This window comes from Streptomyces camponoticapitis, assembly GCF_014646115.1.
In the GTDB taxonomy this organism is placed as follows: domain Bacteria; phylum Actinomycetota; class Actinomycetes; order Streptomycetales; family Streptomycetaceae; genus Streptomyces; species Streptomyces camponoticapitis.
Genome location: NZ_BMMV01000004.1, coordinates 180,772 through 204,624 on the forward strand (window position 1 = coordinate 180,772; position 23,853 = coordinate 204,624).

Here is a 23,853-nt window from a genome sequence, read left to right on the forward strand (position 1 = left end):
CACCATGCTGAAGGCCGCCCTGCGGGTCCTCGCCGCCGCCTCTCTCGCGACCGCCGCGCTCGCCCCGACCGCCGCGTCCGCGTCCACCGCGGCCCCGGTCCCGGCGCCGAACGCCCCCGCGCTCACCCCGGTCCTCGCACCCGAACTCGACACCGCGCCCTGTGGCCCGGTCGTCGGGTACCAGGCCTGGGACTGGTGGCGTACGACGACCAACCCGCTCATCGCCGACTCCGTCAGGCGGACCGCGGCGTCCGAGCGCTGGCAGTGGCGCGACGACACCAACACCCTGTGGCGCGGCGACACCCGGGAGAACGTGCAGGACCTGTTCGACAAGGGCTTCACCCCGCGCGGCGAGGCGATGGTGCCGCTGGCCGAGTACATCGTCAAGGGCGGCGGGCAGGACAGCGCGCACGTCAGCACCAGCTGTGAGAAGTGGGTGGCCCAGAAGTTCGCCACCTACGGCGCCGCGAAGACCGGCTGGGTGTACGAGATCGACGCCCCCGGCGGCATCGACGTGAACGCCACGGCCGCCCTGAACCGCTACGAGTCCCCGTACCTGTGGAACAAGGAGATCGACTTCCCGGGCGGGATCAACGGCCGCTACATCAAGCAGGCGTGCAAGTACCACCTGATCAAGACCGACCCGAAGACCAAGGTCAACACGTACGAGAACCTGGGCTGCAAGACCAACCAGAACTTCCGTCCGCTGACGGAGCGCCTGGGGGTCCCCGCCGGACGCTAGGGTCTGCTCCCTCCCGCCCCCGGTCGCCGGACGGCCCCCCGTCCGGCGACCGGGGGCGGCATTGTCGTGGACGGTGGTGCGGAGTTACCGTTCACGGAGCGGAGAGAAGAGGGAGGTGACGGCGGTGCGAGGTACGTCCACGACGCCCGCGGCCGGCACCCCCGGGAACGGCCCCGGCGCGGACGGCATGTACTCCCGGCGCCATATCGACCTGCTGCGCGTCGCGGGCGCGCTGTGTCCGGCGTACGGCGACGCCGCCCAGCGGCACACGGCCCCACCGCGCACCGCCTTCTGACGCACCGCCCCCGACGTTCCTTCCGGGGGTGACGGCTGTCCGGCGCGCGTGTCCATTCCGCCGAGTTCCCGGACTCACCGGACAGCAGGAAGCGGTACGTCCCATGCCCCTTTCCCCTCAGCCCCTCCATCTCGCCGTCGCTCTCGACGGCGCGGGCTGGCACCCCGTCGCCTGGCGGGAGCCCGCCGCCCGCCCCGCGGAACTGTTCACCGCGCGCTACTGGACCGATCTGGTGGCCGAGGCCGAGCGCGGCCTGCTGGACTTCGTCACCTTCGAGGACTCGCTCAGCCTTCAGTCGTCCCGGCCCGACGGACCGGACGGCCGTACCGACCGAATACGGGGCCGGCTCGACGCCGTGCTGATCGCCGCCCGCGTGGCCCCTCTGACCCGGCACATCGGGCTCGTCCCCACCGCGCTCGTCACTCACACCGAGCCGTTCCATCTGTCGAAGGCGATCGCCACGCTCGACCATGTGAGCCTGGGACGGGCCGGAGTGCGGGTCAGGGTCTCCGGGCGCGCCGACGAGTTCGCGCACGTAGGACGCCGTACGGCGCCCGCCCGGCCGGTCACGGCCGCCGCGGTCCGGGAACTGTTCACCGAGGCGGGCGACTACGTCGAGGTGCTGAACAGGCTCTGGGACAGCTGGGAGGACGGCGCGGAGATCCGTGACGTCGCCTCCGGCCGCTTCATCGACCGGGCCAAGCTCCACTACATCGACTTCGAGGGCGCCGAGTTCAGCGTCAAGGGCCCCTCCATCACCCCGCGCCCGCCGCAGGGCCGGCCACCCGTCGCCGCGCTGGCGCACGACACCGTGCCGTACGAACTGGTCGCCGGCTCCGCCGAGATCGGGTTCGTCACACCCCGCGACGCCGACGACGCCCGCGCGATCGTCGCCCGGATCCGCGACGCCCAGGGGGCGGCGGGCCGCGCCGACGAGACGGTGCACGTCTTCGGCGACCTGCTCGTGTACCTGGACGACGCCCCCGGCGCCGCCGCCGAGCGCCGCGCCCGCCTCGACGAGCGGGCGGGCGAGGCGTACACGAGCGACGCCCCCGTCTTCACCGGCACCCCCACCGAGCTGGCCGACGTTCTCCAGGAGGGCCGGGAGGCCGGCCTCACCGGCTTCCGGCTGCGGCCCGCCGCACTGCCGCACGACCTGGAGCGGATCACCCGCGCTCTGGTGCCCGAACTCGGACGGCGGGGCCTCTTCCGTACGGAGTACGGGGCCGGCACCCTGCGCGGCCTGCTGGGCCTGCCCCGCCCGGCCAACCGCTACGCCACGGCCTGACCGCGCCGGGCGGCGCCCGCCACCGGACTCCACGACCCGCGACTGCCGAAGGACGCCTCTCCCATGAGCAAGCCCGTCAAGCAGATCCATCTCGCCGCCCACTTCCCCGGCGTCAACAACGCCACCGTATGGAGCGACCCGGCGGCGGGCAGCCAGATCGACTTCAGCTCCTTCACCCACTTCGCCAGGACCGCCGAACGCGCCAAGTTCGACTTCCTCTTCCTCGCGGAGGGGCTGCGGCTGCGCGAGCAGAACGGCGAGATCTACGACCTGGACGTCGTGGGACGGCCCGACACCTTCATCGTCCTGAGCGCGCTGGCCGCGGTCACCGACAAGCTGGGGCTCGCCGGCACGGTCAACTCCACCTTCAACGAACCGTACGAGGTGGCGCGACAGTTCGCCTCGCTCGACCATCTCTCGGCCGGGCGGGCCGCGTGGAACGTCGTCACCTCGTGGGACGAGTTCACCGGACAGAACTTCCGGCGCGGCGGATATCTCGAACAGGAGGACCGCTACGAGCGCGCCAAGCAGTTCCTCGCGGCCGCCTGGGAGCTGTTCGACTCCTGGCACGGGGACGAGATCGTCGCCGACAGGGAGTCCGGCCTCTTCCTGGCCCACCCGGATCCGGGCGGATTCGACCACCATGTGAGGCAGTTCGACATCAGCGGCCACTTCAACGTGCCGCGCGGACCGCAGGGGCGGCCGGTCATCTTCCAGGCGGGCGACTCCGACGAGGGAAGGGAGTTCGCGGCGTCCGCGGCCGACGCGATCTTCACGCGGCACGGCACGTTCGAGTCCGGCAAGGCCTTCTACGCCGACGTCAAGGGCCGCCTCGCCCGGTACGGCCGTTCCCCCGACGAGCTGAAGATCCTGCCCGGTGTCACCTTCGCACTCGGCGACACCGACGCCGACGCACGGGAGAAGGCGGCCGTGATCCGCCGACAGCAGGTGAGCGGACAGACCGCGATCCGGCTCCTCGAACAGCTCTGGAACCGCGATCTCAGTTCCTACGACCCCGACGGGCCACTGCCCGACCTCGATCCGGTGCCGGGCGAGAACACCGTCGCGCGGGGGCGGGCGAGCGTACGGATGCACCGCTACCCGCTCGCCACCGCCGCGCGCTGGCGAGCCCTGGCCGAGGAGAAGGATCTCTCGATCCGGGACCTCGTCATCGAGGTGACGGGCCGTCAGACCTTCATCGGCTCCCCGGCGACGGTGGCGGCGGCGCTCAACGACTTCGTACAGGCCGACGCGAGCGACGGATTCATCCTGACGCCCCATCTGACACCGGGCGGGCTGGACGAGTTCGCCGACACGGTCGTACCGCTGCTCCAGGAGCGGAGCGTGTTCCGGACCGAGTACGAGGGTGACACCCTGCGCGACCACCTGGGGCTCCGTACGCCCGTGCCCGCCGCCCACTGACAAGGAGCAACCACCGTGGCCACCACCGCCCCCACCCCGCTCGCCGTCCTCGACCTCGTGCCGGTTCCGTCCGGCTCCACCCCCGGCCAGGCCCTGCGCGACAGCATCGACCTCGCCCGGCGGACCGAACGGCTCGGATACACCCGCTACTGGTTCGCCGAGCACCACCTCAACCCCGGAGTCGCGGGCACCTCACCGGCCGTCGTGCTCGCCCTCACCGCCGCCGCCACCTCCACGATCCGGCTGGGCTCCGGAGCCGTACAACTCGGCCACCGCACCGCCCTGTCCACCGTGGAGGAGTTCGGGCTGCTCGACGCGCTGCACCCCGGCCGGTTCGACCTCGGACTCGGCCGGTCCGGCGGACGGGCGGAAGCGGCGACTCCCGCGCCGGTGCCGGAGCACGTGACGCCCGTCGTCGACGGCCGGACCCCGAACGGGCTGCGCATCCCGGCCCGGTTCTCGGTCGCCGGTCTGCTGCGCTCCCCGCGCTTCGCCCTGCACCGGAAGCTGCTCCAGCAGCCGAACGCCGAATCGCAGCCCTACGACGAGCAGATAGCCGACATCCTCGCGCTGCTGGCCGGCACCTACACCACGGGCGACGGCATCGAGGCGCACGTGGTGCCGGGGGAGGGGGCCGACCTCCAGGTGTGGATCCTCGGCAGCAGCGCGGGCATCAGCGCACAGGTGGCCGGGGCGGGCGGCCTCCGCTTCGGAGCCAACTACCACGTCAGCCCGGCGACCGTGCTGGAGGCCGCCGAGGGTTACCGGGCCGCGTTCAAGCCGTCCGCCGAGCTGGACCGGCCCTACGTCAGCGTCTCGGCGGACGTCGTCGTCGCCGAGGACGAGGCGCGCGCACGCGAGTTGGCGGCCGGCTACGGCCTGTGGGTGCGCAGCATCCGCAGGTGCGAGGGGGCGATCCCGTTCCCCACGCCCGACGAGGCCCGCGCGCACCGCTGGAGCGACGCCGACCGGGAACTGGTCGCCGACCGCACCGAAACGCAGTTCGTCGGCTCACCCGGGAGCGTCGCGGACCAACTGGAGGTCCTGCGCGACGCCACGGGGGCCGACGAACTTCTCATCACCACGATCACCCACGACCACGCGGACCGGGTCCGCAGCTACGAACTGCTGGCCGAGGAGTGGGCGCGGCGATAACGGTTCGACCGGGCGGGGCGGCCCGGTCGACCGGGCCCGTCACACCGCGCTCTCCTCCTGCGCCGTGGGGTCCACCCCCAGCTCCTCCAGCAGCCGCTCACGCAGCGTGGCGTACGCGGCGCTGCCGTGGGCGCGGGGAGCGGGCAGGTCCACCGGGATGTCGGCGCCTATGCGGCCCTTGGCGAGGACCACCACGCGGTCCGCGAGCACGATCGCCTCGTCCACGTCGTGCGTCACCAGCAGAACCGCGGGACGGTGCCGGGCGCAGAGCCGCCGCAGCAGTACATGCATCCGGATGCGGGTCAGCGCGTCCAGCGCGCCGAACGGCTCGTCCGCGAGCAGCAGTCCCGGTTCGCGTACGAGCGAACGGGCCAGCGACACACGCTGCTGCTCACCGCCCGACAGCTCGACGGGCCACGTCTTCTCCCGCCCCGCCAGGCCGACTTCGGCGAGCGCGGCCCGGCCGCGTGCCACCGGATCCGGTCCGTCGAGACCGAGGACCACATTGTCGAGCACCCGCTTCCAGGGCAGCAGCCTCGCGTCCTGGAAGACGACGGCGACCGGATCCGGGGCGCCGAGCTCGCCGGTGCCCGTCACGTCGTGGTCGAGCCCGGCGAGCGCGCGCAGGAGCGTGCTCTTGCCGGAGCCGCTGCGGCCGAGCAGCGCGACGAACTCCCCGGCGCCCAGGTCGAGATCGAGCCCGTCGAGGACGTTGCGGTCGCCGAACGAGCGGACCAGACTCCGGATCCGTACCGTCGCGGCCGGGTGGTCGGCGGTCAGCCCGCCAGCGTGCGTCGCCATGACAGCGTCCTCCGTTCGACGAGACGTACCAGCGCGTCCGAGAGGAGCCCCAGAAGCCCGTACACGACCAGGCCGACGATGATGATGTCGGTCTGCCCGTACGTCCGGGCCAGCTCCATCATGTAACCGATCCCGCTGGTCGCGTTGACCTGCTCGACCACCACCAGCGCCAGCCAGGCACCGGTCACCGCGAACCGCATGCCCAGCAGGAAACCGGGCAGCGCGCCGGGCAGCACGACATGCCGCAGGAACGCCGTACGGCTGAGCCCCACCGTCTCGGCCAGCTCCACATAGCGGTTGTCGATGGTGCGCAGCCCGTTGTGGGTGTGGATGTAGACGGGCACGAAGACGCCCAGGGCGATCGTGATGACCTTCATGGACTCGCCGATGCCGAACCAGAGGATCAGCAGCGGGATCAGCGCGAGCGACGGGATGGCGCGCTTGATCTGCACCGGGCCGTCGATGACTCCCTCGGCGATCCGGCTGAGGCCCGAGACGAGCGCCAGGAAGAGGCCCGCCAGCACGCCGAACAGCAGGCCCAGCGCGGCGCGTTGGGCAGAGGTGGCGAGGTTCGACTGGAGCCGGCCGTCCGCGATCAGATCGCCCGCCGTCGTCACGACCGTCCAGGGGGCCGAGAGATTACGGGCGTCGATGAGGCCGGTGGCGGAGCCCGCCGCCCACAGGGCGAGCAGCAGCAGGGGGCCGAGTGCCCAGCCGTACGGGACGGGCCGCCCCAGGCCGAGCCGGCGGCGCGGTCCGAGCCGCCGGACGGTGCGGGAGTCGCGGGCGGGCGGGGAGGCGGCGGCGGGTCCCGCGGCGCCGGCCGGGCCGGTGTCCGGGCCCCCGTCCGTCGCCGACCCGGCCTTGGTCAGGGTGATTTCCTCGGCTGCTCCGGTACTCATGATCCGGCTCCCGTCCCGGCCCCGGTGTCGGCGCCGGTGCCCGAGACCGCCTCGGCACCGACCTTCTCGAAGCGGCGGTCGAAGAGGATCTTCGCGTCGAACGACTCCTTGCCGGTCTCCTTGGCCAGCAGGTCGATCGTCTTCTGCTGGTCGGCGATGGCGTCCTTCCAGTCGCCCGGAATCGCCGGGTGCCCGCCGGTCTTGACCAGATACTCGCCGTCCTCGCGCGAGAGCCCCTGGTCCTTCACGTAGTAACCCTCGATCCACTCCTCGGGATGCGTGTCGATCCAGACCTCCGCCCTGGCCCAGTACGTCACGAACTCCCGTATCGCGGCGGCCTTCTGAGGGTCGCTCACCGAGGCCGTGGGCACCCAGAGATGACTGGGGTCGTCGCGCAGCCCGTGCGGGATCGTCTTGCCGCCGTCCTTGCCGTACTTCGCCGGATAGCGCTTGATGTTGACCCCGCCGAGCGGCGCCGCGTCGACCTGGCCACCGCCGAGCGCGGTGGGATAGACGTCCCCGGTGCTCGGCAGCTCGACCAGCTTCACATCGTCCTTGGTGAACCCGGCCTTGGCCAGGATGCGCAGCACGAGCGCGCCCTGGGCCTGTCCCGGGCTGTACGCGATGCGCTTGCCCCGCAGGTCGGCGAGGCTGTCGATGCCGGCGCCCGGCGCGATGCCGAGCTCGTATATCGGGTTCTTGACCGGGTCCGTGCGGAACGCCGCGGCGACCAGTTTGGTGTCGAGCCCGGTCCAGTGGGCGTGGATCGAGGGGATCTCGGCGGCCGAGCACACGTCCAGGGCGTTGGCGCGGAACGCCTCGGAGCACTGCGGACCGCCGCTGAGGTTCGCCCACTTGACCTTGAAGGGGAGCTTGTCGATCTGGCCGGAGAGCTTGAGCGCCACCTCGATCTCCGGACTCCCGATGGTGATCTCGGTGTCCGGATCCACCGTCTTCGGAATCTCGACGGCCGAGAGGTCCTTCGAGGAGGCGGTGGTGGCGGCGGAGTTGTCGGCGCAGCCGGTGAGCAGGACCGGGCCGATCAGTACGGAGGCGAGCAGGACAGCACGGAGTGCTCTGGGCATGTCTGTTCCCGGGTTCTCTGTAGCGCTGGGGTCGTCACGGAACGAGGTCGTGAGGTCCGCTACAGAGGGCGGTCGCGACGCGCATGAAATCGACGGCGCGTCGTCTGCTCAACCGCTGGGATCTGGACATGTTCGCGAAGCTAGCGGCGGTACGAAGCCATGGGCAAGGGGCCCGGTCCGGATGTGCGATACGGCAACAATGGCTTCGTACCGCCGCTATACGCCTGACACAGTAGGTGTGACGCAACAGGACAAAGGGATCCTTCAGTTCACGGTGACCGGGACCCTGATCATCGCGTCGAAGAGGTAGCCCTGCGTGTTCGGCACCGAGCGCTCGGGCTGGGTGTTCCCGGCCATGTCGGTGGCCCGTGCCAGGAGATGCGTCCGCCCCGTGGTGTGCGGGCGCCACGGGGCGGACCACCGGACCCAGTTGTTGCGCAGCGGGGTGTCCCGGAGCTGTGCGCGCTGCCAGCGGATGCCACCGTCGGTGCTGAACTCGACGTGCCGCACCGGCGCGTGGGCCGACCACGCGCGGCCGGTCAGCCGGTGGGTGCGCCCGGCGGCAAGCACCGTGTCGGGCGCGAGTTCGAAGCCGGACTTTATGGTCTGCCGGGTCAGCGGCGCACTGCCGCCGGGCGGGTACGACGGGCCGAACAGCCGGTAGAAGTCGGTGTTCCAGGGCGAACTCAGCGGCTCGGCGCTCACCTCGATGTCGCCGACCCACTTGATGGAGGCGATCCCCACCCAGGACGGCACGACGACCCGGACCGGATACCCGTGGTCGTACGGCAGCGGCTCACCGTTCATCTCGTACGCGAGGATCACGTCGTCCAGCGCCTTCGCCACCGGCAGCGGGCGGCGCACCCGGCCCAGGTTCACGCCCTCCGTGACGTAGTCGGCGTCGAGTCCGCTGGGCATCACGTCGACCGCGTGCGCGCCGATCCCGGCGTGCCGCAGCACGTCGGAGAGCCGTACGCCGCGCCAGCGGGCCACGCCGATCGCGCCGAGCGTCCAGGCCGTGCCGGTGGCGGCGTCGCCCTGCTGGGAGGTGTAGTAGCTGCGCCCGTTGCCCGCGCACTCGATGGCCACGTCGCGGGTGACGGAGGGGAGCCGGCGCAGCTGGTCGTACGTGAACCGGGCAGGGCCCCCGCGCAGGCCGCTGCCCCAGACCGTGAGGCTCCAGGAGCTCTTGTCCAGCACGGGGGTCGCCGTGTGGTTGCGGACGAAGAAGCGCTCCACGGGGGTGTGGCGGCCGGTGTCGCGCAGGGCGGCGAAGTTGGCCTCGGCATTGGTGCCCCGAACGGTGAACAGCTCCGGTGGGAGCGGCTTGACGATGCCGGGCACGGTCGGCCCGGCGCTCGGAGCGGGCGGGGCGGCCGCGGCAGGCGCGGCGGCGGCGATCTGCGCGGCCACCGGGGCGACCGGGGCGGCCGCGAGCAGCTTCAGCAGGGAGCGACGAGCAGGGGTCATCACATGACTCCTCAAAGGAGGGAGGACCGGGGAAGGTCCTGGAAACGGGGAGAACCCGACAGAGCCGGGGAGAGACAGGCGTCAGCGACAACAACAGCGGCGCGGCGAAAGGCGCGACATGACAGCCATGCGGGAATCCTAGACGCGCTCCCCGGCCCGGTCAGCTCTTTTCCGTACCAGGTCAGTGCCCCCGGCCTCCGGCGCCGCCCCGCGCCGGATCTATGCTCGGACGGATCGGACGCGGGGTGACACGGAACGGAGTCGGGGATGCGCTACATCATCATCGGGGCGGGCGCCGTCGGCGGCAGCATCGGCGGCCGGCTCGCCGAGTCCGGTCACGACGTCGTCCTCGTGGCCCGCGGCGCGCACCACGCGGCGCTGCGCGACCACGGTCTGCGGCTCACCACGCCCGACGGCACGCGCGTGCACCGTCCGCCCGTGGTCGAGCGGCCCGACGAGCTCGAACTGCGCCCGGACGACGTCCTGTTGCTGTCGGTGAAGACCCAGGACAGCACCGCCGCCCTCGACGCCTGGTCCGTGCGGCCGGTCGACGGCGGCGGGACCGCCGGCGAGCGGCTTCCGCTGGTCTGCGCCCAGAACGGGGTGGAGAGCGAACGGCTCGCACTGCGCCGCTTCCGGCACGTGTACGCCATGTGCGTCTGGCTGCCCGCGACCCATGTCGAGCCGGGCGTCGTCTCCGCCGGGGGCACCCCGTACACCGGCACCCTGCACATCGGACGCTACCCGTCGGGCACCGACGAGACCGCGGCACGGATAGCCGCCGACCTGGAGAAGTCCCGGATACTGGCCCCGGTCGTACCGGACCCGATGCGCTGGAAGTACGGCAAGCTGATCGCGAACCTCGCCAACGCGGTGGAGGCGGTCTCCGGCCGTCTCCTCACCGACGAGGCCCGTGCCCTCGCCGCCCGGACGCAGGCCGAGGGCCGCGCGGTGCTCGCCGCCGCCGGTGTCGAGGCGGTGAGCGCGGCCGAGCAGGACGAGGTGCGGGCGAGGATGACGTTCGACCCGTACGCGGTCCCGGAGGGCGGCGGCGGGTCGTCCTGGCAGAGCCTGAGCCGGGGCACCGGCACGATCGAGTCGGACTACCTCAACGGTGAGATCGCCCTGCTGGGGCGCTCGCACGGGGTGGCGACACCGGTCAACGAGGCCCTTCAGCGGGTCGCGAACTCCTTCGCCCGCGAGCGCCGCCCGGCGGGTTCCCTGCCGGTCGGCGAACTGCTGAGGATCATCGACGCCGGTGCGTGAGATGGCTCGTGGTGCCGCCGTCCTCCTGGGGCATGTCCCGCACACGCGTGTAGCCGAGCCCCGCGAGAAGTGAGAGCGAAGGCGCGTTCCGGGCGTCGACGGTGGCGTGCACCTCGGCCAGGCCGAGCGTGTCGTGCCCGTACGCGGTGAGCGCCGCGGCCAGTTCCCGGCCCAGCCCCAGGCCCTGGACGGCCGGCGTGAGCGCGTACACCAGCTCGTGACCGTCCAGCCACGGCTCCGGCGACGGCTTGATCTCGGCGTGCCCCGCGTAGCGGCCGTCGTGCCGTACGGCCCACACGGCGAACCGGTCCGCCGGATAGACGTCGGTGAAGACCCGGCCGAACAGCGCCCGGTCGGCGGCCTCGCTCCGCGGGCCGTCGCCCATCCAGCGCGACACCCGCGTGTCCTGGAAGAGCGCGACGAAGTCGTCCTCGTCGGCGCGGACGTACGGGGACAGGGTGAGCCGCTCGGTGCGCAGATCGGGGGTCACGGCCCGGAGACTAGGTACGCCCGCGCGTACGCCGCAACCGGATTGTCCCCTCGGCCCCGCCTGTCGCCTTTCTTCAAGACCGGTGCCCGCCGCCCTTCCTACGGTGAGCGGCATGAACAGCGACACGAAGACCGCCATCAGCACCGTCCACCCCGCGATGCGGGAGTGCGCCGCCGAGGCCGCCCGCATCGCCGGCGCCGTACCCGCCGACCGCCTCGCGGCGCCCACACCCAGCGCGGAGTGGGACGTCCGGGCCCTGGTCAACCACCTGGTGCTCTACACCTCCCACGGGCTTGAGCACCGCGCCCTGCGCACCGAGATGCCCGGGACACTCACCGCGCGCGACTTCACGGCCGACGCCGACTGGCCCGAGCGCTACAGGGCCGCGCTGGACCGCGCCGTCGAGGCATGGGCCCCGCCCGCCGTCTGGGAGGGCGAGATCGGCGAGGGCCCCGGCGCCTCCCCGGCGGCCGCCGTCGCCACCCTCATGACCCTCGAAATGGCCCTGCACGGCTGGGAGCTGGCGCGGGCCACGGGGCAGGAGTTCCGGCTCTCGGAGAAGACCGCGGCGTTCGTGCTCGGTGTCGTCGAGGAGTACGCCGAGATGTACCGGCAGTACGACGGCTTCGCCGACCCCGTACCGGCCCCAGGGACGGCGGGCACCTTCGACCGGGCACTCGCCGCGAGCGGCCGCGACCCGCTGTGGACGGCCTGACGCGCACGACCCCAAGTGGCCCACGGTGCTCGCCGGCTACCCCATCTCTTCGAGGAAGCGCACGCGGACGGGCGGCCTCGACTACTCCTGACCCACCGCGGCGGCTCTCAGGCGGTGAGTACCGCGACGTGCCCGGCGGTTCTCGCCGCCGCGTAGCGCCGCACGATCAGCCGCGCCAACTCCGGTGCCGGGCCCAGTACATCGGCCAGTACGTCCGCCCCCGACTCGCGCGCGCCCCGGGCGATACGGTCGGGCAGCCGGCCCGGCGCGATCACGTACGGGGCCACGGCCACCCGCCGTACCCCTTCCGCCCGCAGCTCGCGCACCGCGTCCTCCGTGCGGGGCAGGGAGGCGGAGGCGAACGCGGGCCGCACGGCACACCAACCGGTATGCCGCCACTCCCGCGCGACATGAGCGATCACCGCGATCGCCTCCGGGTCGCTGGAGCCCGCCGAGGCCAGTACGACCCCGGTCGAGCCCTTGTCACCGGGCGTGAGCCCGGCCTCGTACAACCGCCGCTCCAGCGCGTCGGTCAGCAGCGCGGACGGGCCGAGGACATCGGCCTGCCGCACGGTGAGCCTGGGCAACCGCACCCGCGCCTCGTGCAGCACGGCCGGGATGTCGGACTTGGCGTGGAAGGCCCGCGTCAGCAGCAGCGGGAGCGCCACCACGTCCCGTACGCCCTCCGCGTCCAGCCGCTCCAGCACGCGCGGCACCGTGGGGGAGTTGAAGTCCAGGAAGCCCGCCTCCACCCGCAGCCCCGGACGCAGCGCCCGCACCCGGCGAAGGAGCGCGTGCACCGTCGCCGCGTGCCGCGGGTCGCGGCTGCCGTGCGCGACGATCACGAGCACCGGGCGTTCCGCCGTACGGGGCATGGGATCAGCTCCTGACCAGGAGACCGCGGCTGCGCAGGACGCGGCGCTCCAGGGGAGAGAAGAACAGCAGGTCGATGCCGATGCCGACGATCAGGATGAGGATGATCGTGGCCAGCACACCGGACATGTCGCTGTAGGTGCGGAAGTTCTCCATGAGCTGGCCGAGTCCCGTACCGAGGTCCGGGGAGCTGGCGATCAGCTCCGCGGCCATCAGCGAGCGCCAGGAGAACGCCCAGCCCTGCTTCAAGCCTGCCAGATAGCCGGGCAGCGCGGCGGGCAGCAGGACGTGCCGGATGCCGTTGACGCCGGTGGCGCCGATGGTGCGGCCCGCCCGCAGATACAGCGGCGGGATCTGGTCGACGCCGGCGACCAGACCGTTGGCGATGGACGGTACGGCGCCCAGCAGCACCACCGCGTAGATCGTCGCGTCCGTCAGACCGAACCAGATGATCGCCGCGGGCACCCAGGCCACCGACGGCAGCGACTGGAGCCCGGACAGGATGGGCCCGATCGCGGCCCGTACCACCTTCACCCGCGCGACCAGCAGCCCGAGCGGCGTACCGATGGCGACGGAGACGACGAAGCCCAGCGCGCCCCGCGAGACGCTGGTCCAGATGTAGCCGAGGAGGGTGCCTTCCAGCCACATCGCCTCGATGGAGCGCCAGACGTCGAGCGGACCCGGCAGCACGTAGTCGGGCTTGATGCCGGAGACGGCGGCGAACTGCCAGACCGTGATCACCAGGACGACCGCAACGAGCGGCGGAACGAGCTTGGAGAGCAGCACGCTGCCGAGCGACACCCGCTCCTCGGACCTGGTCTCCAGCGCGTCCAGGCCGGCCTCCAGGCCCGCCAGGTGATCGTCCTTCGACACCTTCGTCCTGGCCGACGGGTCGCCCCCCGAAGTGTCCGTGGCGCCGGGAACGCCCGTCTCAGTGCTGGCCATGTCGTCGAATCTCCCCACGCAGCTCTTCGGTGATCTCCACGGACAGGTCGGCCACCGCGGCGTCCTCGATCCGGCGCGGCTGCGGGATGTCGATGCGCCACTCCCGCGCGATCCGCCCCGGCCGCGACGACATCAGCACCACGCGCTCCGCGAGCCGGACGGCCTCGCGGACGTTGTGCGTGACGAAGAGGACCGACACGTTCGTCTCGGCCCAGATACGGGTCAGCTCCTCGTGCAGCACATCGCGCGTGATGGCGTCGAGCGCGGCGAACGGCTCGTCCATCAGCAGCAGTTGGCTGTCCTGCGCCAGCGCGCGGGCCAGCGCGACCCGCTGACGCATTCCGCCGGACAGCTCGTGCACCCGCTTGCCGTACGCGCCCGTCAGCCGTACGAGTTCGAGCAGCCGCTCGGCCTCGCCGCGCCGCTCGGCCTTGGGCATGCCCCGCATCTTCAGAGCGAGTTCGATGTTCTTGCCCGCGGTGAGCCACGGGAACAGCGCGTGCTCCTGGAACATCAGGGCCGGCCTGCCGCCGGGGACGTCGATCGCCCCGGCCGACGGCAGGTCGAGCCCGGCGACCAGATTGAGCAGGGTCGACTTCCCGCAGCCGGACGCCCCGAGGAGCGTCACGAACTCACCGGGCGCCACGTCGAGACTGACGTCGTCCAGCACGAGCTGGCCGGAGCCGGCGCGGCCGAACGACTTGGACACATGGTCGAGCCGGGTGGCGTACGGCTCGGTGCCGACCGTTGTGGCCTGCTTGACGAGTGCGGTGGTCATGAGTCACACCTCCTGGGTCCTGGAGCGGTCCGGTTGCGGGCGGGGTCGGGCGACTCGCCTCGGCTACTTCACGCCGAGACCGGCGTCGTCGATCGCGGGCTTGCCCTCCGCCTTCAGCACCTTGTTGAGCAGCGACAGGTCGTAGATGCCGTCCAGCAGCGGGTCTTCGAGCAGCCCGGCCTTCACCGCGTGCTCGGACGACACGCTGAGCGTCGAGGCGAGCGGGTCGTCGATGATGTCGACGTTCTTCCACGCGGGGTCGAGCACCTCGGGCGGCAGCGCCGCCCCCGAGTCCGCCTTGAGCTTGGCGTTGGCCGCGGCCTTGGCCTCGTCGGGGTTGGAGTTGATCCAGGCGTTCGTCTTCACCGAGCCGCGCAGCACCGCCTCGACGACGTCCGGGTGCTCCTTGAGGAACTTCTGGGAGACGATCACGTTCGTGATGACGAACTTGCCGTCCTTCCACAGCTTCTTCTCGTCCAGCAGCACCGAACCGCCGCCCGCGACCAGCTTCGACGCGGTCGGCTCGGGCACCCACGCGCCGTCCAGCGAACCGGACTCGAAGGACGCCGGTATCTGCTTGTTGTCCTGGCGGATGACGGTGACGTCGCCCTTGCCGGTGTTGGTGTCGACCTTCAGGCCCTTTTCCGACAGGTAGTTGAGCAGCGCCACGTCCTGCGTGTTGCCGAGCTGCGGCGTCGCGATGCGCTTGCCCTTGAGGTCGTCCAGGGACTTGATCTTCTTCGGGTTGACGACGAGCGAGACGCCGCCGGAGGCCGAGCCCGAGACGATCCGCAGGTTCTGGCCCTTCGACTTGGTGAAGCCGTTGATCGAGGGGGAGGGGCCGATCCAGCCGATGTCGATCGCGCCCGCGTTGAGCGCCTCGATCTCCGAGGGCCCCGCGTTGAAGACCTGCGGCTTGATCTTCGTGCCGCCCAACTCCTTCTGGATCAGGCCCTCCTGGAGGCCGACCAGCGCGGTGGCGTGCGTGATGTTGGCGAAGTAGCCGATCTTCACCTCGCCGAGACCGCCGATCTTCTCGCCCTCGGCGGCGGGGGCGACCTTCTCGTCCTTGTCGTTCTCGGAGCCGTAGCCGCAGGCGCCGAGCGCCACGGCGAGCAGGGGCAGGGCCGCGACCGCGGCGAGTGCGCGTCGGCGCAGCGGGGCGGTACGGGTGGCTGGCACGGGAGGTTTTCCTCTCGTCGGCCCGTGCTCACGTCCCTCGGTGACGAGGCGGCGTGGCCGGGCGGTCGGCGTGTCTTCGGCGGAACGGGTACGGCACCGGGGTGCCGGAGGTTCGCTGGGCGCGCGTGCGGTGCGCGTACGTCAGCGCGCACATCGCGCCACCCCGCCGGTCCCCGCGCCGAGGGCGCCGCTGCCGACCCGGCCGCCCTCCTTCGCGAACGTCGCGAACACATCCACCGTGCCGGCGGCCATCAGAAGTCCCAGCCCTTGTCCTCGGCCGCGTCCGGCGCCGGGGCGGACGGCGGCTCGGCGGCGAAGGACTCGCCCGCCATGCCGGCCGTCAGGGTCGTGCCGTCCGCCGGGTCGATCAGCAGGAACGAGCCGGTACGGCGCGAGTCGCGGTACGCGTCGAGCGCCAGCGGCTCCGCCGTACGGATCACGACCCGGCCGATGTCGTTGGCGACGAGCTGCCCCGGCGCGGGGTGCTGCGACAGGTCGTCCAGGGTGAGCCGCGACGGGATGTCCTTCACGATCGCCTTCACCGTGCGGGTCGTGTGCTTCAGCAGCACCCGCTGGCCCACGGTCAGCGGGCGGTCGGCTACATGGCAGACGGTCGCCTCCACGTCCCGCGTGCTCGCGGGGAGACCGGAGCTGGGCGCGATCAGATCACCGCGCGAGATGTCCACGTCGTCGGTGAGCCGGATCGTCACCGACTGCGGCGCCCACGCGATGCCGACGCTCTCGCCGAGCGCGTCGATGCCCTCGATCGTGCTCGTACGGCCCGAGGGCAGGACGGTCACCGCCTCGCCGACGCGCAGCACACCCGAGGCGATCTGGCCCGCGTAGCCGCGGTAGTCGGGGTGCTCGGCGCTCTGCGGCCGGATCACGTACTGGACGGGGAAGCGGGCCGGGCAGCCGGACAGATCGTGGCTGACGGCGACGGTCTCCAGGTGTTCCAGGACGGTCGGCCCGCCGTACCAGTCCATGTTCGCCGAGGGCTCCACCACGTTGTCCCCGGCCAGCGCGGATATCGGGATCGCCGTCACCTCGGGTACGCCGAGCGTGGCGGCGTACCCGGTGAACTCCTCGGCGATCGCGGCGAACACGGGCTCCGCGTACTCCACGAGGTCCATCTTGTTGACGGCCAGCACCACGTGCGGGACCCGGAGCAGGGCCGCGACCGCCGCGTGCCGGCGGGTCTGCTCGACGACCCCGTTGCGCGCGTCGACCAGCACGACGGCCAGCTCCGCGGTGGAGGCGCCGGTCACCATGTTCCGGGTGTACTGCACATGCCCGGGGGTGTCGGCGAGGATGAACCGCCGCCGGGGCGTCGCGAAGTAGCGGTAGGCGACATCGATGGTGATGCCCTGTTCCCGCTCGGCGCGCAGCCCGTCCGTCAGCAGTGCCAGGTCGGGCGTGTCCTGCCCGCGGCCCAGCGAGGCGCGCTCGACGGCCTCCAACTGATCGGTGAGCACGGACTTCGAGTCGTGCAGGAGCCGCCCCACCAGCGTGGACTTGCCGTCGTCCACGGATCCGGCGGTGGCGAAGCGCAGCAGGGTGGTGGCCGACAACTGCTCGGCCAGCTGCTCGGTACTCGTATGCCCGGTGGTCGTCATGGTCAGGGCCTCTCTTTTGGATCAGGCCGGATCGGGGAGCGGGGTCTGGTGTGTGCGGTCGCGAGGCGGAGGAGGGAGACGACGCGGGGCACCGGCGACCGACGGCAACGCGGCGAGTGTGTGTGCCGGGGCCCGCGAGCCCGGCAGGATCCGGAAGAGAGGCACTTTAGAAGTACCCTTCGCGCTTGCGGTCTTCCATGGCGGCCTCGGACATCTTGTCGTCGGCGCGGGAAGCGCCCCGCTCGGTGAGGCGGGACGCGGTGATCTCCGTGATGACCGCGTCCAGCGTGGTGGCCTCGGAGTCGACGGCGCCCGTGCAGGACATGTCGCCGACGGTGCGGTAGCGCACCAGACGGGTCTCGGTGGGCTCGCCGTCCTTGGGGCCGCCCCAGTCGCCGGCGGTCAGCCACATGCCGTGGCGGTTGAAGACCTCACGCTCGTGCGCGAAGTAGATCTCGGGCAGCTCGATGCCCTCGCGTGCGATGTACTGCCACACGTCCAGCTCGGTCCAGTTGGAGAGCGGGAAGACCCGGACATGCTCGCCCGGCGCGTGCCGGCCGTTGTAGAGCTGCCACAGTTCGGGGCGCTGCCGGCGCGGGTCCCACTGCGAGAACTCGTCGCGCAGCGAGAACACCCGCTCCTTGGCGCGCGCCTTCTCCTCGTCGCGGCGGCCGCCGCCGAAGACCGCGTCGAACCGCTCGGCCTGGATCTTCTCCGTCAGCGGGAGGGTCTGGAGCGGGTTACGTGTGCCGTCGGGACGCTCGCGCAGCGTGCCCGCGTCGATGTACTCCTGCACCGACGCCACCTGCAGTCGCAGCCCGTGCTCGGCCACCGTACGGTCGCGGTAGGCCAGCACCTCGGGGAAGTTGTGACCCGTGTCGACGTGCAGCAGCGTGAAGGGCACCGGCGCCGGCGCGAACGCCTTCAGCGCCAGATGCAGCATGACGATGGAGTCCTTGCCGCCGGAGAAGAGGATCACCGGCCGCTCGAACTCGCCCGCCACCTCACGGAAGATGTGCACGCCCTCCGACTCCAGGGCGTCCAGATGACTCAGGGCGTACGGCGCCTCGCTGCCGCCGGTGCCTTCACCGTCGCCGCCCTCGCTGCCATCGGTCCCGTCGGTGACGGATGCGACGCTGGTCGCCATCAGGCCAGACCCCTCTCGGTGAGCAGCGCGTGGAGCGCCGCCGCGGACTCCTGCACGGACTGCGTGTGCGACTCGATCCGCAGATCGGGCTCCTCGGGCGCCTCGTAGGGGTCGTCGACGCCGGTGAGACCGCTGATCTCACCGGCCGCCTGCTTCGCGTACAGGCCCTTCACGTCCCGGACGGAGCACACCTCGACCGGAGTCGCGACATGCACCTCCAGATACGCGGTCCCCTCGCCCTGGTGGCGTTTGCGCACCGCCTCGCGGCTGTCGGTGTACGGCGCGATCACCGGCACCAGCGCCTTGACGCCGTTCGACGCGAGCAGTTCGGCGACGAACCCGATGCGCTGCACGTTGGTGTGCCGGTCCGCGCGGCTGAACCCGAGGCCCGCGGAGAGGAATTCGCGGATCTCGTCGCCGTCCAGGACCTCCACCCGGTGGCCCTCGGAGCGCAGCCGGTCCGCCAGTTCGACGGCGATGGTGGTCTTGCCCGCGCTGGGCAGCCCGGTGAGCCAGATCGTGGCGCCCTGTCCTGCCCGTCCCATCAGTGCAGCCCGCATTCGGTCTTGGAGTTGCCCGCCCAGCGGCCGGCGCGGGCGTCCTCGCCCGCCGGCACCCGGCGGGTGCAGGGCGCGCAGCCCACGGAGGCGTAACCGTCCTGGAGCAGCGGATTGGTGAGGACGCCGTGCTCGGCGACGTACGCCTCGACGTCCTCCCGCGTCCAGCGCGCGATCGGTGAGACCTTGACCTTGCCGCGCCTGGCGTCCCAGCCGACGACGGGGGTGTCTGCGCGGGTCGGCGACTCGTCGCGGCGCAGTCCCGTCGCCCAGGCGTCGTACGCCGTCAGGCCCTCTTCGAGCGGCTTGACCTTGCGCAGCGCGCAGCACAGGTCGGGGTCCCGGTCGTGCAGCTTCGGACCGTGCTCGGCGTCCTGTTCGGCCACCGTCCGTCGCGGGGTGAGTGTGATGACGTTGACGTCCATCACGGCGGCGACCGCGTCGCGGGTGCCGATCGTTTCGGGGAAGTGGTAGCCGGTGTCGAGGAAGACCACGTCGACGCCGGGCAGCGCGCGCGACGCGAGATGGGCGACCACCGCGTCCTCCATGGAGGAGGTGACGCAGAAGCGGGCGCCGAAGGTGGTGGCGGCCCAGGTCAGGATCTCCAGGGCGGAGGCGTCTTCGAGTTCGCGGCCCGCGCGTTCGGCGAGAGCCTTGAGTTCGTCGGCCTTCCGGTCGTCGGTCTCGACAAGAGCGCTCATATCCGTTCCCCTCCGTCGTCCGTCGTCAGCCCACGGGTCAGCAGCCCGAGGAACTTCAGCTGGAAAGCCCGGTTGCAGGCCCCGCACTCCCAGGCACCGTGGCCCTGTTCGTTCGGGCGCAGGTCCTCGTCGCCGCAGTACGGGCAGTAGAACGGGGCGGCGCGCTCACTCACGACAGCGCCTCCTCGGAGGCGCGCGCCGCCCAGGTGGCGAAGCGCTCGTCGCTCTCGCGCTCCTTCTGGAAGCGCGTCAGCACCCGCTCGACATAGTCCGGGAGTTCGGCGGCGGTGACCTTCAGACCGCGGACCTTGCGGCCGAACGAGGGGTCCAGACCGAGCGCGCCACCGAGATGGACCTGGTAGCCCTCGACCTGGTTGCCGTCCTTGTCCAGCATCAGCTGGCCCTTGAGGCCGATGTCCGCGACCTGGATACGGGCGCAGGCGTTGGGGCAGCCGTTGACGTTGATGGTGATCGGCTGGTCGAAGTCGGGGATACGGGCTTCGAGTTCGTCGATCAGGGAGGCGCCGCGCGCCTTGGTCTCGACGATCGCCAGCTTGCAGAACTCGATGCCGGTGCAGGCCATCGTGCCGCGCCGGAAGGGCGACGGCTTGACCCGCAGGCCGAGCGATTCCAGGCCCGCGACCAGCGAGTCGACCTGGTCCTCGGCGACGTCCAGGACGATCATCTTCTGCTCGACGGTGGTCCGTACCCGGCCCGAGCCGTGCTCCTCGGCGAGGTCGGCGATCTTCTTCAGGGTCGGGCCGTCGACCCGGCCGACGCGCGGCGCGAAGCCGACGTAGAGGCGGCCGTCCTTCTGGCGGTGCACACCGACGTGGTCGCGCCACTCCTCCACGGGCCGCTCGGGGGCGGGGCCGTCGACGAGCGCGCGCTTCAGATACTCGTCCTCGAGGATCCGGCGGAACTTCTCGGCGCCCCAGTCGGCGAGGAGGAACTTCAGCCGGGCGCGGGTACGCAGCCGGCGGTAGCCGTAGTCCCGGAAGATCCCGATGACGCCGGCCCATACGTCGGCGACCTCCTCCAGCGGGACCCAGACGCCGAGCCGCTGGCCGATCTTGGGGTTGGTGGACAGCCCGCCGCCGACCCACAGGTCGAAGCCGGGGCCGTGCTCGGGGTGCTCGACACCGACGAAGGCGATGTCGTTGATCTCGTGCGCGACATCGAGCAGCGGCGATCCAGAGATGGCCGTCTTGAATTTGCGCGGGAGGTTCGAGAACTCCTTGGTGCCGATGAAGCGGGCGTTGATCTCGTCGATGGCCGGGGTGCCGTCGATGATCTCGTTCGCGGCCACTCCGGCGACCGGGGAGCCGAGGATCACACGCGGTGTGTCGCCGCAGGCCTCGGTGGTCGACAGACCGACGTCCTCAAGACGCCGCCAGATCTCCGGGACGTCCTCGATCCGGATCCAGTGCAGCTGGATGTTCTGCCGGTCGGTGATGTCGGCGGTGTCCCGGCCGAACTCGTGCGAGATCTGGCCGATGACGCGCAGCTGCTCGGTGGTCAGCCGGCCGCCGTCGATCCGGACCCGCAGCATGAAGTACCGGTCGTCCAGCTCCTCCGGCTCCAGGATCGCGGTCTTGCCGCCGTCGATCCCGGGCTTGCGCTGGGTGTACAGCCCCCACCAGCGCATGCGTCCGCGCAGGTCGGCCGGGTCGATGGAGTCGAATCCGGCTTTCGAGTAGATCGTCTCAATGCGTGTCCGCACATTGAGACCGTCGTCGTCCTTCTTGGCCTGCTCGTTGGCGTTGAGGGGAGTGAAGTGCCCGACGGCCCACTGGCCCTCACCACGGTGACGGCTCACCTTGCGGCGGGGCGTGGCTGCGGCGGGTTTCTCAGGGGTGGCGGCCATGGCGCAATACGTCCTTCGGGACTACGGAGACGGCTCTGACCTGCACACGTGGCTACGGGCGCAGCGGTGCGCAGTGGGATTCGAGCGAAGGGGGGAGCGGGTGGGGCGCGGCGGGGGCTGTGCTGATCAGCTCGCCCGACAGATGGCGCTGGACATGCGGCCGAGATCGACGTGCCGCCGACTCACCAAGGCAATTCCAGCTGTAGACATGGGGGAAGCCTGGCACGCGGATCTGAGGCCAGTCCACCACGATCCATGATGTGGACGAGACTGTCCCGCTATGCGAGATCGGGTGTCGGGCGGGCCCCGGCCCACGGGCCCGGCGCCACCACGTCGGGCTCCTCGGCCACCTTCGTGTCGAAGAGCGTGAAGCCACGCCGCAGATAGTTGTCCATCGCGTACCGCCCGTCCTTGGAGCAGGTGTGCAGCCAGACCCGCTTCGTCGGGGTCCGCCCCGGCCGGCGCTCCGCCATGTCCCAGGCGCGGGCCACCGCGTACGACAGCAGATGCCCGCCGATCCGGCGGCCCCGGAAGGCGGGGACGAGCCCGAAGTACGCGATCTCGACCGTGCCGTCCTCCTGCGCCTCCAGCTCCGCGTACCCGGCCGGGGTGCCCTTCTCGTACGCCACCCAGGTCTCGACACCGGGCCGGGAGACGGCCTCGTGCCACTCCTCGTACGACCACGCGAGCCGGTCGGTCCAGCGGATGTCACCGCCGACGGCCGTGTAGAGGAACCGGCTGAACTCCGCCGAGGGGATCTCCGACCGGATGATCCGCACCTCGCCCTCGGGCTCCGAGGCCGGCCGCAGATCGGCGGGGGAGGTCTGCTCCAGGGACCACGTGGTCACAGTGATGCTCATGGTCGCCAGGGAACCACGCGGCCCAGCACCGGCCAAACCGTGTTCCCCGGCCGGGTGAACAGCGGCGTTCGCACCCGGCCCGCCCGCCCTTCCCCGGCCTCCGGCCCTATCCCTGGCCCTGTCCGTGGTCCCGCCGGGACAGCCGGCCGCCCGCCACCGCCGGCGCCGTCGAGTGCGGCAGCAGATCCGCCGGGTGCTCCGGCCGTACGACCTCCACCTCGACCTCCTCGCTGAAGCGGTACGGCCGGTGGGCCAGCACCCCCGCCAGATGACGGCGCACCCGCGACATCTCGGCCCGCACCGTCACCGTGCGCGTCGGGTCCCCGAAGACGTCGGCCGCCAGCTCCGCCGCGCTCCGGCCGTCCCGGTGCACCGCCAGGACGTAGAGCAGCTCCGCGTGGCGCGGCGTCAGCTCCTGCGCCCAGCTGCCCGCCGACCCCGAGACCGTCAGGGACCAGCGCCGGGGCCGGCTCAGATCCAGCACCACCTTGCTCGGCGCGTCCGGCGGCGGCTCCTCCTCCACCGTCAGCAGCCAGCCGCCGGGCAGCGGCTCGACGGTGCACATGCCGAGGGACGGCAGCCAGAGCCGCCCCGGCCGGAGCGACTTGGGCAGCGGCAGCCGGTCCACCGGCGCCATCCCCGTGACGGCGGCCGTCCAGCCGTGCGTGTCGACGGCGACGGCCCGCCCGCCCACCCGGGACAGGATCGGCGCCGCCACCGAGCGCAGCCGCCCCACGGCCCGCTGGTGCCGCTCCCGCAGCTCGCTCTCGGCGAGCCTGGCGACGGAGGTGACCAGCGCCAGCGTCGTCGGGTGGAAACCCGCCGCCGGGCCGCTCACGTCGATGGCACCCAGCAGCCGCCCGTCACGCGGGTCGTGCACCGGCGCGGCCGCGCAGGTCCAGTGGGTCAGGGTGTGTACGAAGTGCTCGGCGGAGTGGACCTGGACCGGGGCCCTGGCGGCCAGCGCCGTACCGATGGCGTTGGTCCCGGTGACCTGCTCCGACCAGGCCGCGCCCTCCGCGAGGCTGATGGCGTCGGCCTGCCGGCTCACCTTCGGGTTCCCCTCGCGCCACAGGACCCGGCCCTGGTCGTCCGAGACCACCAGGATCTGGACCGTCGCGTCGGCGACGTCGGTCAGCCCGCCGGTGACGCCGCGTATCACCTCCGCGAGTGCCGATGTACGACGCCGGTGTTCGAGTTCCTCCGCCCCGAGCACCGCCCGCCCGGTCTGCCGGTCGGGGTCCACACCCAGCCGCCGCATCCGCTGCCACGACGCCCCGATGACGGGACGGGGCGCCATCGGCGGCCGGTCACCCGCCAGCGACGCCTCCCGGATCCGCTGGAGCAGCCGCGTCGCCCGCCCGCCGTCCATCGTCGCGAGGCGTGACAGGTCGAGCGGTGTGTCCTTCATCGGAGCCCCCCGCCGCGTACGGTGCGTCTGTCGATTCCGCGATGTCCGGGCGGACACGCACCTCTGCCCGAGCCGGGATCCGGCCGTCCGGTGCTGTTCGCTCCTCCCACCATCGTGCCGTTCCGGCCCGCGCCGGGCGCGACGATTTCGGATTTTCCGCAACGGCTTGCAACTCTGGCAGACAGCCACCGCATACGTGAGGGTGACATCACGCCGAGGGTGGTGCCGTGTCGGCGCAGCACCACCCTCGGCCCCCCCCGACGCGCGTTTGCGTCCGGCCGGTTC

The 23,853-nt window shown here is 71.8% G+C and carries 25 protein-coding genes; 7 read left to right on the plus strand and 18 right to left on the minus strand.

What is annotated here, in order from left to right; genetic code table 11:
* Nucleotides 1-4: 4 nt before the first annotated feature.
* The 5 genes from IEY79_RS07860 to IEY79_RS07880 all read left to right on the plus strand — a co-directional run bounded on the left by IEY79_RS07860 (nt 5) and on the right by IEY79_RS07880 (nt 4,902).
* A complete protein-coding gene (locus IEY79_RS07860; RefSeq protein WP_189106605.1) occupies nt 5-742 on the plus strand; it encodes a scabin-related ADP-ribosyltransferase in 738 nt (245 codons plus the stop codon).
* Between the two features lie 115 nt (nt 743-857).
* Entirely contained in the window at nt 858-1,037 is a 180-nt protein-coding gene (locus IEY79_RS07865; RefSeq protein WP_229700733.1) for a putative leader peptide, read from the plus strand.
* 103 nt (nt 1,038-1,140) lie between these two features.
* Nucleotides 1,141-2,325 (plus strand): LLM class flavin-dependent oxidoreductase, encoded by a 1,185-nt coding sequence (locus IEY79_RS07870; RefSeq protein WP_189106607.1) that lies wholly within the window; start codon nt 1,141-1,143, stop codon nt 2,323-2,325.
* A gap of 63 nt (nt 2,326-2,388) precedes the next feature.
* Entirely contained in the window at nt 2,389-3,747 is a 1,359-nt protein-coding gene (locus IEY79_RS07875; protein WP_189106608.1) for an NtaA/DmoA family FMN-dependent monooxygenase, read from the plus strand.
* Nucleotides 3,748-3,762: 15 nt separating this feature from the next.
* Nucleotides 3,763-4,902, plus strand: a complete 1,140-nt coding sequence (locus tag IEY79_RS07880) for an LLM class flavin-dependent oxidoreductase (protein ID WP_189106609.1) — start codon at nt 3,763-3,765, stop codon at nt 4,900-4,902.
* 39 nt (nt 4,903-4,941) lie between these two features.
* Here IEY79_RS07880 and IEY79_RS07885 read toward each other — a convergent pair whose 3' ends face one another.
* The 4 genes from IEY79_RS07885 to IEY79_RS07900 all read right to left on the minus strand — a co-directional run bounded on the left by IEY79_RS07885 (nt 4,942) and on the right by IEY79_RS07900 (nt 9,160).
* Nucleotides 4,942-5,703 carry an ABC transporter ATP-binding protein gene (locus IEY79_RS07885; RefSeq protein ID WP_189106610.1) on the minus strand — a complete coding sequence of 254 codons (762 nt, stop codon included), beginning with the start codon at nt 5,701-5,703 and terminating at the stop codon, nt 4,942-4,944.
* Nucleotides 5,679-6,605 carry an ABC transporter permease gene (locus IEY79_RS07890; RefSeq protein ID WP_189106611.1) on the minus strand — a complete coding sequence of 309 codons (927 nt, stop codon included), beginning with the start codon at nt 6,603-6,605 and terminating at the stop codon, nt 5,679-5,681. The genes IEY79_RS07885 and IEY79_RS07890 overlap by 25 nt, the downstream gene beginning before the upstream one ends.
* On the minus strand, nt 6,602-7,690 hold the full coding sequence (locus IEY79_RS07895; protein WP_189106612.1) for an ABC transporter substrate-binding protein: 1,089 nt from the start codon (nt 7,688-7,690) through the stop codon (nt 6,602-6,604). The genes IEY79_RS07890 and IEY79_RS07895 overlap by 4 nt, the downstream gene beginning before the upstream one ends.
* A gap of 264 nt (nt 7,691-7,954) precedes the next feature.
* Complete coding sequence (locus IEY79_RS07900; protein WP_189106613.1) at nt 7,955-9,160, minus strand: sulfite oxidase; 1,206 nt, start codon at nt 9,158-9,160, stop codon at nt 7,955-7,957.
* A 267-nt stretch (nt 9,161-9,427) separates the two neighbouring features.
* On the opposite strand from IEY79_RS07900, the gene IEY79_RS07905 reads away from it, so the two are divergent.
* A complete protein-coding gene (locus IEY79_RS07905) occupies nt 9,428-10,426 on the plus strand; it encodes a ketopantoate reductase family protein (RefSeq protein WP_189106614.1) in 999 nt (332 codons plus the stop codon).
* On the opposite strand, the gene IEY79_RS07910 is transcribed toward IEY79_RS07905, so the two are convergent.
* The gene (locus IEY79_RS07910; RefSeq protein ID WP_229700734.1) at nt 10,407-10,916 is read right to left on the minus strand and encodes a GNAT family N-acetyltransferase; all 510 of its coding nucleotides are present in this window, start codon (nt 10,914-10,916) and stop codon (nt 10,407-10,409) included. The two genes, IEY79_RS07905 and IEY79_RS07910, sit on opposite strands and share 20 nt — an antisense overlap.
* Before the next feature lie 112 nt (nt 10,917-11,028).
* Here IEY79_RS07910 and IEY79_RS07915 point away from each other — a divergent pair, with 112 nt between their 5' ends.
* Nucleotides 11,029-11,631 carry a TIGR03086 family metal-binding protein gene (locus IEY79_RS07915; protein ID WP_229700735.1) on the plus strand — a complete coding sequence of 201 codons (603 nt, stop codon included), beginning with the start codon at nt 11,029-11,031 and terminating at the stop codon, nt 11,629-11,631.
* A gap of 107 nt (nt 11,632-11,738) precedes the next feature.
* Here IEY79_RS07915 and IEY79_RS07920 read toward each other — a convergent pair whose 3' ends face one another.
* The 13 genes from IEY79_RS07920 to IEY79_RS07975 all read right to left on the minus strand — a co-directional run bounded on the left by IEY79_RS07920 (nt 11,739) and on the right by IEY79_RS07975 (nt 23,568).
* Nucleotides 11,739-12,506 (minus strand): sirohydrochlorin chelatase, encoded by a 768-nt coding sequence (locus IEY79_RS07920; protein WP_189106615.1) that lies wholly within the window; start codon nt 12,504-12,506, stop codon nt 11,739-11,741.
* Nucleotides 12,507-12,510: 4 nt separating this feature from the next.
* Nucleotides 12,511-13,449 carry an ABC transporter permease gene (locus tag IEY79_RS07925; RefSeq protein WP_189106616.1) on the minus strand — a complete coding sequence of 313 codons (939 nt, stop codon included), beginning with the start codon at nt 13,447-13,449 and terminating at the stop codon, nt 12,511-12,513.
* Nucleotides 13,436-14,227: an ABC transporter ATP-binding protein gene (locus tag IEY79_RS07930; protein ID WP_189106617.1), complete on the minus strand. Its 792-nt coding sequence runs from the start codon at nt 14,225-14,227 to the stop codon at nt 13,436-13,438. Before IEY79_RS07930 ends, IEY79_RS07925 begins: the two co-directional genes overlap by 14 nt.
* 63 nt (nt 14,228-14,290) lie before the next feature.
* Nucleotides 14,291-15,409, minus strand: a complete 1,119-nt coding sequence (locus IEY79_RS07935; RefSeq protein ID WP_189106618.1) for an ABC transporter substrate-binding protein — start codon at nt 15,407-15,409, stop codon at nt 14,291-14,293.
* Between the two features lie 251 nt (nt 15,410-15,660).
* Nucleotides 15,661-17,025, minus strand: a complete 1,365-nt coding sequence (locus tag IEY79_RS07940) for a sulfate adenylyltransferase subunit 1 (protein ID WP_189106619.1) — start codon at nt 17,023-17,025, stop codon at nt 15,661-15,663.
* Between the two features lie 166 nt (nt 17,026-17,191).
* Nucleotides 17,192-18,172 carry a sulfate adenylyltransferase subunit CysD gene (cysD, locus tag IEY79_RS07945; protein ID WP_229700736.1) on the minus strand — a complete coding sequence of 327 codons (981 nt, stop codon included), beginning with the start codon at nt 18,170-18,172 and terminating at the stop codon, nt 17,192-17,194.
* Nucleotides 18,172-18,717, minus strand: a complete 546-nt coding sequence (cysC, locus tag IEY79_RS07950) for an adenylyl-sulfate kinase (protein ID WP_189106620.1) — start codon at nt 18,715-18,717, stop codon at nt 18,172-18,174. Before cysC ends, cysD begins: the two co-directional genes overlap by 1 nt.
* On the minus strand, nt 18,717-19,430 hold the full coding sequence (locus IEY79_RS07955; RefSeq protein WP_189106621.1) for a phosphoadenylyl-sulfate reductase: 714 nt from the start codon (nt 19,428-19,430) through the stop codon (nt 18,717-18,719). Before IEY79_RS07955 ends, cysC begins: the two co-directional genes overlap by 1 nt.
* Nucleotides 19,427-19,603 carry a hypothetical protein gene (locus tag IEY79_RS07960; RefSeq protein ID WP_189106622.1) on the minus strand — a complete coding sequence of 59 codons (177 nt, stop codon included), beginning with the start codon at nt 19,601-19,603 and terminating at the stop codon, nt 19,427-19,429. The genes IEY79_RS07955 and IEY79_RS07960 overlap by 4 nt, the downstream gene beginning before the upstream one ends.
* Entirely contained in the window at nt 19,600-21,297 is a 1,698-nt protein-coding gene (locus tag IEY79_RS07965) for a nitrite/sulfite reductase (RefSeq protein WP_189106623.1), read from the minus strand. Before IEY79_RS07965 ends, IEY79_RS07960 begins: the two co-directional genes overlap by 4 nt.
* Nucleotides 21,298-21,423: 126 nt before the next feature.
* A complete protein-coding gene (locus IEY79_RS38340; protein WP_356584885.1) occupies nt 21,424-21,507 on the minus strand; it encodes a putative leader peptide in 84 nt (27 codons plus the stop codon).
* Between the two features lie 68 nt (nt 21,508-21,575).
* Nucleotides 21,576-22,157, minus strand: coding sequence for a GNAT family N-acetyltransferase (locus tag IEY79_RS07970; protein ID WP_189106624.1), 582 nt, complete (start codon nt 22,155-22,157; stop codon nt 21,576-21,578).
* Between the two features lie 106 nt (nt 22,158-22,263).
* On the minus strand, nt 22,264-23,568 hold the full coding sequence (locus tag IEY79_RS07975) for a helix-turn-helix domain-containing protein (RefSeq protein ID WP_189106625.1): 1,305 nt from the start codon (nt 23,566-23,568) through the stop codon (nt 22,264-22,266).
* Between the last annotated feature and the right edge of the window lie 285 nt (nt 23,569-23,853).